8 protein-coding genes are annotated in these 11,851 nt (G+C 46.9%); all 8 read right to left on the minus strand.

The genetic code is table 11. The features are described 5' to 3' along the window. Window positions 1–5: 5 nt before the first annotated feature. The 8 genes from U9P07_07615 to polA all read right to left on the minus strand — a co-directional run bounded on the left by U9P07_07615 (window position 6) and on the right by polA (window position 11,564). Window positions 6–401 (minus strand): cobalamin B12-binding domain-containing protein, encoded by a 396-nt coding sequence (locus tag U9P07_07615; GenBank protein MEA2109270.1) that lies wholly within the window; start codon window positions 399–401, stop codon window positions 6–8. Between the two features lie 54 nt (window positions 402–455). Beyond that, a complete protein-coding gene (locus tag U9P07_07620) occupies window positions 456–2,123 on the minus strand; it encodes a methylmalonyl-CoA mutase family protein (GenBank protein ID MEA2109271.1) in 1,668 nt (555 codons plus the stop codon). Window positions 2,124–2,198: 75 nt separating this feature from the next. Next, the gene (locus U9P07_07625; protein ID MEA2109272.1) at window positions 2,199–3,752 is read right to left on the minus strand and encodes a carboxyl transferase domain-containing protein; all 1,554 of its coding nucleotides are present in this window, start codon (window positions 3,750–3,752) and stop codon (window positions 2,199–2,201) included. 709 nt (window positions 3,753–4,461) lie between these two features. Then, window positions 4,462–6,618 (minus strand): LPS assembly protein LptD, encoded by a 2,157-nt coding sequence (gene lptD, locus U9P07_07630; GenBank protein MEA2109273.1) that lies wholly within the window; start codon window positions 6,616–6,618, stop codon window positions 4,462–4,464. A gap of 11 nt (window positions 6,619–6,629) precedes the next feature. After that, entirely contained in the window at window positions 6,630–7,235 is a 606-nt protein-coding gene (locus U9P07_07635) for a flavodoxin family protein (protein MEA2109274.1), read from the minus strand. 88 nt (window positions 7,236–7,323) lie between these two features. Then, entirely contained in the window at window positions 7,324–8,598 is a 1,275-nt protein-coding gene (locus U9P07_07640; GenBank protein ID MEA2109275.1) for a folylpolyglutamate synthase/dihydrofolate synthase family protein, read from the minus strand. 32 nt (window positions 8,599–8,630) lie between these two features. Continuing rightward, a complete protein-coding gene (locus U9P07_07645; GenBank protein ID MEA2109276.1) occupies window positions 8,631–8,858 on the minus strand; it encodes a hypothetical protein in 228 nt (75 codons plus the stop codon). Between the two features lie 36 nt (window positions 8,859–8,894). Further along, on the minus strand, window positions 8,895–11,564 hold the full coding sequence (polA, locus tag U9P07_07650) for a DNA polymerase I (protein MEA2109277.1): 2,670 nt from the start codon (window positions 11,562–11,564) through the stop codon (window positions 8,895–8,897). Between the last annotated feature and the right edge of the window lie 287 nt (window positions 11,565–11,851).

Genomic DNA, 11,851 nt, shown 5'->3' on the forward strand with positions numbered 1-11,851 from the left:
CCGGATTACTGATTCACCTGGTCGGTAATAAACTTTATGGTTTCATCAGTAGAAGATCCGGGACGAAAGATCTCCTTGATACCTGAATCTTTCAAGCCGGCAATATCCCCATCAGGAATTATGCCGCCGCCAAATACCAGGATATCCTCAGCACCTTTCTCCCTTAGCAAGTTCACCACTTTGGGGAACAGGTTATTATGAGCTCCTGAAAGGCAGCTGAGCCCCACGGCATCTACGTCTTCCTGAATCGCCGTGGCCACAATCTGCTCGGGAGTCTGGCGAATCCCGGTATAAATAACCTCCATTCCAGCATCTCTCAACGCCCGGGCTACCACTCTGGCTCCCCGGTCATGACCGTCCAAACCCGGTTTACCAACTAATACTTTTATCACTTTAGCCATACCGTTTTCCTCCATTTTTTAACAAACCTGTCTGCCGGCAGGCAGGCCGGAATACTACTGCTCCTGATATTCACCAAATACCTGACGTAAAACGCCACAAACTTCACCCAGGCTGGCATACAGCTTCACAGCAGCCACAATCGGAATCATCAGATTGCCTCCCTCTTCAGCAACTAGTTTCAGTTGTTGCAGGGCTTTATTCACCGCTTTGTTATCCCGGCCGCCTTTTACCTGCGCCAGTTTCTGCCGCTGTTTCCGTTCCATCTCCGCCTTGACCGTCAACAGATTCTCCGGCGGCGCTTCTTCAATGGTAAATTTATTCACCCCGACAATAACCTGCTCTTGAGTTTCCACCGCTTTCTGATAGGCATAGGCACTGTCGCCGATTTCATTCTGAATATAACCGGCTTCTATGGCCTTGACCACTCCGCCCAGATCATCAATCTTCTTGATATAGGCCATGGCTTGATCTTCAATCTTACTGGTCAGAGATTCAACCAGGTAAGAACCGGCCAGAGGATCGACACTGTCGGCAACCCCACTTTCATGGGCAATAACCTGCTGCGTCCGCAGAGCAATCCGCACCGAATCCTCGGTGGGCAGGCAAAGAGCTTCATCACGGGAATTGGTGTGCAGGGAATTAGTTCCTCCCAAAACAGCGGCAAGAGCCTGGATGGTTACCCTGACCACATTATTATTGGGCTGCTGAGCGGTCAAAGAGCAACCGGCAGTCTGGGTATGGAAACGCAGCATCATTGACGCTGGTTTCTTGGCCCCAAACCGTTCTTTCATCAGCCGGGCCCAGAGACGGCGGGCAGCTCTGAATTTAGCCACTTCCTCCAAAAATGGATTGTGAACATTGAAGAAAAAGGATAACCGTTTGGCAAATACATCCACATCCAACCCTGACTTAATCGCCGCATCAACGTAAGCCAAACCGTCCGCCAGAGTAAAGGCAACCTCCTGAACCGCGGAAGATCCTGCCTCACGAATATGATAGCCACTGATACTGATAGTATTCCAGCTGGGTAAATTATCTTTGCAGAAAGCAAAAATATCAGTGATGATTTTCATCGATGGTGACGGAGGGAAAATATATGTGCCGCGGGCAAAATATTCTTTCAAGACATCATTTTGAATAGTACCTCGCAGTTGTTCTGGCGCAACCCCCTGTTTTTCAGCCACCGCTACATACATGGCCAGCAGGACGGCCGCCGGGGCATTGATCGTCATCGAGGTACTTACCTTATCCAGGGAAATCCCGTCAAAAAGGGTTTCCATGTCAGCAAGGGTATCGATAGCAACACCCACCTTGCCCACCTCCCCTTCAGAAAGCTCAAAATCGGAATCATAACCAATCTGGGTTGGCAGGTCAAAAGCAACGCTCAGGCCTGTCTGACCGTTTTCCAGCAGGTATTTATATCTTTTATTGGTTTCCTCTGCCGAGCCAAAGCCGGCATACTGACGCATGGTCCAGAAACGAGCCCGATACATGGTCGGCTGAACCCCACGGGTAAAAGGATAAATGCCCGGGAAACCGATATCCTCGGTATAATCTATCTGCTCCAGATCTTCCGGAGTAAACAGGCGCTTCATTTCGATACCGGAGGTGGTGGCAAAATTTTCCCGACGTTCGGGAAAGCGGGCACAGGCCTTATCAACCAACTCCTGCCATTGCTGTTGGCGCTGCTGAAATGCTTGTTTATGCTCACTACAGGTCATATTTCTGCCCTCCTTCTGAATACTGTCAGTTAACAACCGGATTTAGCTCTCATGAAAACCCTCTTCCATCGCTTCTTATAACGGAATATTACTATGTTTTTTGTATGGCTTTTCCTGCTCTTTATCCTGGAGCATCTCCAATGCCCGAATAATTTTTATCCGGGTCATTTCAGGTTTAATCACTTCATCGACGAAACCATAAGATGCTGCCCGGTAGGGATTGGCAAACTTCTGTCGATATTCTTCCACTAATTCTTCCCGGCGAGCAGCGGGATCCTCGGCATTTTTCAGCTCCTTATTGAAAACAATATTAACCGCGCCATCGGGGCCCATTACCGAGAATTCCGCCGTCGGATAGGCAAAATGGATATCAGAACGAAGTTGCTTGGATGACATGGCACAGTACGCTCCGCCATAAGACTTGCGTGTGGTAATGGTAATTTTTGGAACTGTGGACTCAGCATAGGCAAAAATTATTTTTGCCCCATGGCGAATGATACCACCAAATTCCTGACCCGTACCCGGCAAGAAACCGGGCACATCCACAAATGTCAGAATGGGAATATTAAAACAGTCACAAAAGCGGATGAAACGTGAACACTTATCAGACGCATTAATATCCAGACAACCAGCCATAAAATTAGGCTGGTTGGCGACAATCCCCACAGATTCGCCATTAAACCGGGCGAAGCCAATTACCATATTCCGCGCGTACTGTGGCTGAACTTCAAAAAAGTCATTATAATCCGCCACTCCTTTGATAATTTTCTTGATATCGTAAGGCCGGCGAGGATCAGCCGGCACCACCTCATTCAATTCAGGGAGAAGTTGCTCAACTTCGCCGTCATAGGGAAATAACGGCGCTTTTTCACGATTACTTTGGGGCAGATAACTCAATAATTTTTTTACTGTCTCTATGGTATCCTGGTCATTTTTCCCTGCCAGATGGGCAACACCACTGACCGACATATGGGTTGAGGCGCCCCCCAACTTTTCCTGGGTTACCTCTTCGTTGGTTACCGCCTTAATCACATTTGGCCCAGTAATAAACATGTAGCTGGTTTTTTCGGTCATCACCACAAAATCCATAATTGCCGGAGAATAGACGGCACCTCCGGCGCAGGGACCGAGAATCCCGGAAATCTGGGGAACAACCCCGGAGTAAATGGTATTCCGGTAAAACAGTTCAGCATAGCCGCCCAGACTGGCAACCCCTTCATGAATTCTGGCGCCACCGGAATCGTTAAGGCCGATAAACGGCGCCCCGGCAGCAGCTGCCATGTCCAGAACCTTGCATATTTTCTTGGCATTGGTTTCACTCAAAGTCCCGCCAATGGCAGTAAAATCCTGGGCAAAAGCAAAAGTAAGACGCCCATTTACTTTCCCGTATCCGCTTACCAAGCCATCACCGACGATGGTCTTTTTCTCCATACCGAAATCAGTACAGCGATGGGTAACAAATTTATCGATTTCTTCAAAGCTTCCAGCATCGAAAAAACCCAGCATCCTTTCACGGGCAGTCATCTTTCCAATTTTATGCTGCTTTTCAATTCGAGCTTCCCCACCCCCAAGTTCTGCTGCCTGATTCATTTCATCCAACCTGGCAATTGCTTCTTCGTATTGTGTCATTCAATCCTCCCTGGGTTAACTAAATTGAGATATTAACTTTTAGCGGTTAGCTTATTAGCTTAAAATGCTTCGCCTGCTCATCGCACTGCTTTGCACCTTTACTTCACATGCGCCCTGAGCGCCAGCGAGGAAGCGCCCTTGGGGTGCTTCGCACGGGGACAGAATTGAATTCTGTCCCCACATCGAGACAATTTGAGCAGTACCCGAATGTTTACTTTCTGGTGTAAATATTCGGGCACGTTTTCAAAAAAGCAATAATACTCTCACAGAGGTATAGAGAAACCAGTTATTTGCTTTCTGTGATTCCGCGCCAGCGTATTTTTTTTTGTCTCGCGCCCGTTCGCTTCACACACTCAAGACGCAAAGGCGCAATGAAAAACGACAGACGATATAGCAAATTGAACTGTTCGCGGTCTTTGCGGCTTAGCGCGAGAATTAAGAAAATTGACGGATATTAGGTCCAAGAATTTGCCAATTTATAAACAAAATCGAATGTTTACTTCCTTGTTAATGTAAACCCTTGATTTTTCAAAGATAATCGCTAAAATTGGGGGCAACTTTTATACATTTTAAGATGGGGCAAGCTCTTGGATACTGCATACAGTATTACAGACTAACTTTTATTGTCAAGCATAAATGAGCCATAATTACGTCAGGGAAAAGCCCGGCGGCCAATCAACGTACCCCATAAAACAGAAAAGATACCTTACTATTGCTGCCCGATGGTGCCCAGACCGTTCAGGGTCAATAACATCCTGAACTGAAGATCATAGGGCTGATGCTCTTCTTTAACGGAAAAGTCAATGGCCCAGCACTGGGCATGGTAATTAAATCCATAAATACTTTCCCACATCAGTTTTTCCAGCGCGGAATAGCGGGCACTTCCGTAAATGTCAAGGGTGGGGGTCATTGGCAGATAGCCACTGACAATATAATCCTCGAGGTCATCACGCTCATACCGATATTCAAATCTCAGTCGATCCTGACGCTTGTCTTGAAAACTGAGCACGGTCGAAAAAGTCTGTGTCTGATTATCATTGGGATCATATTCACTTTCCAGTTTGCCGTAAAAATATTTGCGACTCCAATATTCCAGCTGGGCCTTAACATCAGAAAAGTTATGGTTATCGGTAAACTGGTCTCCGTTTACTTCGTCAATCAGATTGTATGACTGTTGCAGTTCCACTTTAAAATATTGATGATAATCATAGCCGCCATTTTGATCAGCATAACGGCCAATCAGCCGGCTGACCAATCCATAGGTGAGATTGTTTTCTTCATATATATGATCAAAGTCATCAAAATGAGGCATTTCGTCCTGGTCAACATCGGGAACATAAAGATAGTTTACAGTTGGCTCCAGGGTGTGCAGAAAACGGTCAGCCGTGGTCCCCGACCGAGAGAAAACCCGCTCCATCACGGTCTTCACTTCCACTCCGGCGTCAAAAAGCTCCCTGGACTCGGTGTCTGAACCTTCATCCTCCCAGTCAGTCAGATAAAAAGTCTCCCGGACGCCGGCTGATGGTGTAACTTCCAGCGGCCCCAGATGAAACGGATAATTCAGCCCTGGATGAAAATCAAAACGTTGACCGCGGTCGCCGGTATCCCGCCAGAAATTCACGTAAGAGCTGTCCAGGTGCCAGAATAAAGGCGTCTTGCCCAGTGGCTGTTCCAGGGCAGTCAAAGTTATTTGGGGTAAAACTTGCAAAACTGTATCATTATGAGGCAGAATCAAAGAATCATAGTAGAGTCCTTCTGCCGTCAGATTTAAATTCTGCCGAGCCCAGCTTTTGGAAAGGATAATATTAGATCGCAGCTCATTATCCGTTTCATAATCAACATCATCCAGTTCATTAATAAATGTATTGCTGAAAGTGTTGGAAAAATCATCCAAAAAATAATTATCACTGACAAAATTCAAATGTGCTTTAAGTTGAGCGCCTTTAGAAAAATCCTGGAAATGCCGAGCTCCCAGTGACCAGCGGTCAGATTCAGTATGGGGGTATTCTTCATTATCCTTCACCAGCTTATCATGCAGGTAACTTCCATTAATCTCCCCCTTGGCCGTTTCATTTAAAACATAGCGATACTCACCACCCAACCGAACGCCCCGATGTCCATAAGTTTCCAAGGTGAACGTTGCATCATGGGCCTCATCAATGGCCCAGAAATAGGCATTCTTAGTCATCAGACCATCTTCCTGACCATAACCGATGGAGGGCATCAGCAACCCACTCTGGCGAGAAGTTTTAACCGGAAAATATGCCTTGGGAAGATATATAACCGGAATATCTTTAACTTTAAAAACTGCTTTATCTGTAACCCCATAACCACCTTTCGTCACGTGCACAGATTCACAACTGACCATCCAGGCGGCTTTGGCAGCATCACAGGAAGTCAGGGTTGCATCCTTCGCCAGGTATTCATCCGGACCCAATTTATCAATTTCCCTGCCGGTGATAAAAAAATGTTTATCTTTTACAAAAATTCGGCCCTGGCGAATATGCCCGGTTTTAGTATCCAGATTAAACTTCAGGTAACGACACGCAAGATAATCTTCACGATCACGCAGCAGGACATCCCCCCAGGCTTCAAATTCACGGCTACGGTTATCCAAAATGACTTTATCTGCCGATAATTCCATGCTTTCCTGACGAATGACTACTTCCCCCTGGGCAATATAGCGGCCAAGAACCTTATCATAAATCAAGTGCTTTGCCTCTATTTCAACTGCCTTGGCTGAAGTTTTCATATCAAAGGCGGCGTACACCATTGTATTCCAGCCGCATAAAAAAACAACCAGCAGCGTTAGAGCCAGCAACCACTTATACCACGGGCTATTTTGCACTAACCACTTAGCTTGCATTGAATCTCCCATTAACAGTTTTCGCCATCGCCGGCTGCCAGGGCACGAACAATATCTACCCCACTTTGATAGGCTTCATCAAGATATTCCGGGTATTTGAGAACATCCTCCGGGAATTCCAATCCCCGATAAAGCAGGGACCGCCATAAGGTTGTATCCAGGGTATCAAAAAAATAACGGACGGTCAGCAATGCCCCGTCAAAAAGCTTTTTACCATGAGAAGCGCCAGCGGCAATAAACAGACCCTTTTTATGGTTTTCAGTGTGATCAAAAGGTTTTTCGTCCAACCAGTATTTTTTAACCCATCGTGATTGGAAACGGTCCATAAATATTTTTGTGTGAGCGCTAACCGTATAAAAGAACATCGGGGAACTCAGGATAAATGCCTGGCACCCGGTTAGCTGCGAACATATTTGCTGAAAATCATCCTGAATAACACATTGCCCGTTTTTTTTACATCCATATATTTCCAGACAGGGGGATAGCTTCAAGTCCCGCAAAACATATTCAATCACTTCGCCACCAGCATCAACCACCCCTTTAACTGCCTGGTCAGTCAAACGAGCAGTATTTCCCTCACGCCTGGGGCTCCCCACAATAACACCAATTTTCTTCAATTAGCCCCTCCCACACAATCAATTAAAACCTCAAAATTGCCGATGCAAAGGCCTTACCGGGCAGCAATAACTGGAACTGGGTAAATAATCAAGAACTCTTTATTTCCTCCAACGTCTCGCCGACACAATAGAGTGAGCCGGTAAAGAATATGAGATCGTCTACTTCAGCCCTCTTTTTGGCCAGGGAAATCGCTTCAGCAATTGTTTCAGTACGAAAGACTCGCTGACAGTACTTTTCAGCCTCAAGATACAACTGTTCGGTCGAACAGGAACGGTCCAACTTAGCCCGGGTCACAATTATCTCTGCGGCCAACGGAGCAAGATAGGACACCATTACTGAAACTTGCTTATCTTTCATCGCTCCAATCAGCAGAATCAGCCGGCGTCCAACTGAAAGTTGACGTAATACCGGAATCAGTGCCCGCACACCATGAGGATTATGAGCCCCATCGATATAAAAATCCGGCCTGCTACCGATTTTTTCCAGCCGGCCCGGCCAATAGCTGCCAGCTAAACCCTGTCGGATTTGACTATCATCCGGATTTACCACTCCCAGTCCGGCCAGGACTTCAAGCGCGCAAAGCGCCAGGGAGGCGTTATCCTGCTGATATTCTCCCAGCATTTTCACCTGCAGGCCATTTAACTGTCTGCGTAACCCTTTATAACTGAAACTCCCGTCCTGTTTCCTGCGGATACGAAAATCCCGGCCGCTGAAATAGCATTTTCCACCCAGGCTCTGATTTTTGCGTTCAAGATACTCTCGTATCCGGCGATTTCGTACCCCTGAAACCAGCGGCGTCAAGGGTTTAAGAATACCGGCTTTTTCCCGCGCGACGGAAAGCAAAGTATTTCCCAAATATTCTTCATGCTCCAAGGCAATATTGGTTATCATGGTCAGCAACGGATTTAAAATCACATTCGTTGCATCCAGTGTGCCACCCAGTCCGGTTTCTAAAATGACTACATCCGGCTGCCGGCGGGAAAAGTGAAGCAAGGCCATGGCGGTGGTAAAATCAAAAAATGTGACTATACGGGAAATCTGCTCTGCCACCGGCCTCAGTTCCCTGGTCAGCTCCACAATTTCAGCTTCCGTAATCGGCTTACCCGCCACCACTATTCTTTCCGAAAAATGGCACAGATGCGGGGAGGTATAAACACCAACCCGCAGTCCCGCGGCTGCAAGCATATCCTTCAAAAACGAGGTGGTTGAACCTTTGCCGTTACTACCCGCCACGTGGACAATCGCTAATTGTTCCTGGGGGTTATCAAAAGCGGCCATTAATGACTGAATATTTTCGAGCCCGAGACTGATACCAAAATGCTCCAGCCCATATAAATAATCCAGGGTTTCCTGATAGCTCATCGATTTTTTTCCATCATCAGCTCATCCCCACCTTAAGACATTAACGTACAGCAGCGTGGTCTAACCCCGATTTTCTGCAATTTCCCGGGATGACCGGGCTTGGCTCTGAGCGGTTTTGGCCGCCAAACTAATCTCCAGGACGGTGATTCGCGGCGGACAATCGGGGACATTGCTTTAGCGGTGTCCTCACAAGCCGGCCTGTCTGCGTGCGGCACGCACAGGCAGGCCATGGACGGCCGGCGAGAATGAGCGTGAGCCATGCCGGGGCATCCTCAAAAATAAATTATATCATTTCATCAATGGGCTTCCTGCCAATTTTTCCCCACCCCGATTTCAACCAGCAGGGGAACGCGCAATGAAACAATTTCTGTCATTTCCCGGCGAACCATTTCCCGCAGTGATTCCACTTCAGCTGGAACAACCTCAAATACCAGTTCATCATGGACCTGCATGATCATCCTTGATTCCCATCTCTCGCTCTCCAACCGGTGATCAAGGTTAATCATCACCAATTTAATCAGATCTGCCGCTGATCCCTGTATGGGACTGTTAACCGCCATCCGACGGGCCGTTTCCCGGCGGTTAGAATTGCGGCTGTTGATTTCAGGCAGATAACGTCGACGCCCCAGCATGGTTGAAACATAACCCTGCTTCTCCGCTTGAGCAATTAATTGCTCAAAAAACTTTTTAACCCGAGCATAGGTGGCAAAATAATTTTCTATATAAGCCTTAGCCGTCTCCCGGTCAATTTTCAACTCCCGGGCCAAGCCATAGGGACTCATGCCATAGAGAACTCCAAAGTTTATAACCTTCGCCTCCCGACGCATGTCTGAGGTTACCATCAACGGCAGGACTTCAAAAATCAGGGCAGCGGTCAAAGTATGGATATCATCACCGCGATCGAATGCCGCCAGCAGCTCCGGTTCCCCCGACAGATGTGCCAGAACACGCAGTTCAATCTGGGAATAATCAGCTGACATAATAACATTATCACCATCACCAACAAATGCGCGCCTGATATTCCCGCCCTCCTGACTGCGGATTGGAATATTCTGCAAATTCGGGTCGCTGGAAGACAGGCGGCCCGTGGCGGCCACTGTCTGGTTGTATGATGTATGCACCCTGCCGGTTTCCTGATTAACCAGTTTCGGGAGGGCGTCAAGATAGGTTGATTTCAGCTTGGCCAAAGATCGGTAGGCAAGAATTTTTTCCGGTAGCGGGTGTTGTGCAGCCAGTTCCTTAAGAACATCAACATTTGTCGAGGCTCCAGTCTTGGTTGTTTTTATGACCGGCAGATTCAGGCGATCGAACAGTACTTCTGCCAGCTGTTTAGGTGAATTGATATTGAAGTTAACGCCGGAGATAGCAAAAATCTCTTCCTCCATGGCCTTAAGTTTTATTTCATAATCGGCTGCAAGTTTGTTGAGCAGAAAAACATCTACCTTAACTCCTGACATTTCCATCCGCATTAGAACAGAAACCAATGGCATTTCCAGTTTATAAAATAACTCTTCAAGACCTGAGGCCTTAACCTTTTCTGCCAGCTGTTCATGCAACAGATAGGTTAGTGAAGCATCTTCACAGGCATATTCAGAAGCAATATCCAGTTTAACCTGATCAAAGGTACAGGCTTTTTTTCCCTGACCAACCACATCTTTAAACTCTATGCTTGTATGCTGCAACATTTCCTGCGCTATGGCGGCCAAACTATGGCTATGACGTTCCGGATTCAAGACATAGGATGCCACCATGGTGTCGTACAGTTTACCGGCCATTATCAGACCATGTCTTAAGAGAACAATCATATCATATTTAATATTATGTCCCCATTTTTCGATGCCGGGATGATCCAGCAACGGACCAAGATACCGTTGCAAATCATTGAGCAACAACTGCTGCCCGGCAACTTCAGGAGCATGGCCAACCGGAATATAGCAGGCTTCCCCTTCTTCCCAGGAAAGAGATACACCAACCAACTTCGCCTCCATGGCATTAATGGAGGTGGTCTCCGTATCAATGGCAAATCCTTTCACCTTTAGCAGACAGTCAGCCACTTCCCGTAGTTGCTCTATGGTCATAATCAGCCGATAACCGACTGAACTGATAGTTTTACGCGGAGCGATTTTCTTGGCTAAACGATGAAATTCAAGCTCCTGAAAAAGTTCCTGCAAACGCTGATGATTCATATCAGCACGTGACAGGTCTTCCAGTTTCAGTTCCAGAGACACCTGGGCATCAAGGGACACCAGTCTCCGGGAAATCCTGGCGTCATCAATGCCTGATTTAACTTTATCCCGCCACCCTTGTCGCTTTACCTGGCCAGCATTCTCAAGCAGATTCTCCAGGGAACCAAACTCCTGCAGCAGGGCAACGGCGGTTTTGGGACCAACACCTTTTATTCCTGGAACATTATCAGACTTATCCCCTGCCAGGGCCAGCAAATCCAGTAACTGTTCCCCCGATACGCCAAACTTCTTTTCAACTTCCGGAACCGTGTATATCTTCCCCTTGAAGGTATCATTCATGACTACATTATCACCAACAAGGCTCATAAGATCTTTATCTCCGGAAATAATTACCACCGCAAACCCTTTTTCTCCTGCCTCTCTGACCAGGGTCGCGATCAGATCATCAGCTTCATAACCTTCATGGTGCAGGAACGGAACCCCCAAAGCCTCAAGTACCTGCGTAAAATAGGGTAATTGCTGCACCAGATCCTCAGGCATCGGTGGCCTATTCGCTTTATATTGTGGATAAATTTTATCCCGCCAGGTTGGCCGGCGGGCATCCATGACCACGGCAAGATAGTCCGGCTGCTCATCTTCAATCAACTTGAGCATCATGGTGGTGAAACCATAAATCGCATTGGTCGGCTGACCCTTCGCTGTTATCAGCTCAGGCAGCGCATGATATGCCCGATAGATAAAAGAACTTCCATCCACCAGGTAGATTTTTTCCTTTTCCATCTTTTGCCCAAACACCCACAACCATTAGTGGCAACAGAATTAACCGTTAATTTCGAATTAGCTTGAGGCTGTCTTGAAAAATTAGAATTTTAGTTTGAGTACAAGGCAGGCGAAAATTATAACCGCAGGAATATATTTCATATTTTAAGGATTATAATTTAAACCTAAGTTAAGCGATTAGCTGTTAGCTATCAGCGTTTAGCCTTGAAAAATAAAGGCGTTACGTTAATGAGAAATAACACCCAACGGGTGAAAGTTTGTAAGTAAATATTCGACTTTGTCTATAG

The organism is Pseudomonadota bacterium, assembly GCA_034660915.1.
GTDB lineage: Bacteria > Desulfobacterota > Anaeroferrophillalia > Anaeroferrophillales > Anaeroferrophillaceae > DQWO01.

Bases quoted from the DNA above. Each gene is read 5' to 3' on its own strand.
- U9P07_07615 (MEA2109270.1), bottom strand. From the start codon at position 401: ATGGCTAAAGTGATAAAAGTATTAGTTGGTAAACCGGGTTTGGACGGT.
- U9P07_07620 (MEA2109271.1), bottom strand. From the start codon at position 2,123: ATGACCTGTAGTGAGCATAAACAAGCATTTCAGCAGCGCCAACAGCAA.
- U9P07_07625 (MEA2109272.1), bottom strand. From the start codon at position 3,752: ATGACACAATACGAAGAAGCAATTGCCAGGTTGGATGAAATGAATCAG.
- lptD (MEA2109273.1), bottom strand. From the start codon at position 6,618: ATGCAAGCTAAGTGGTTAGTGCAAAATAGCCCGTGGTATAAGTGGTTG.
- U9P07_07640 (MEA2109275.1), bottom strand. From the start codon at position 8,598: ATGAGCTATCAGGAAACCCTGGATTATTTATATGGGCTGGAGCATTTT.
- U9P07_07645 (MEA2109276.1), bottom strand. From the start codon at position 8,858: ATGGCTCACGCTCATTCTCGCCGGCCGTCCATGGCCTGCCTGTGCGTG.
- polA (MEA2109277.1), bottom strand. From the start codon at position 11,564: ATGGAAAAGGAAAAAATCTACCTGGTGGATGGAAGTTCTTTTATCTAT.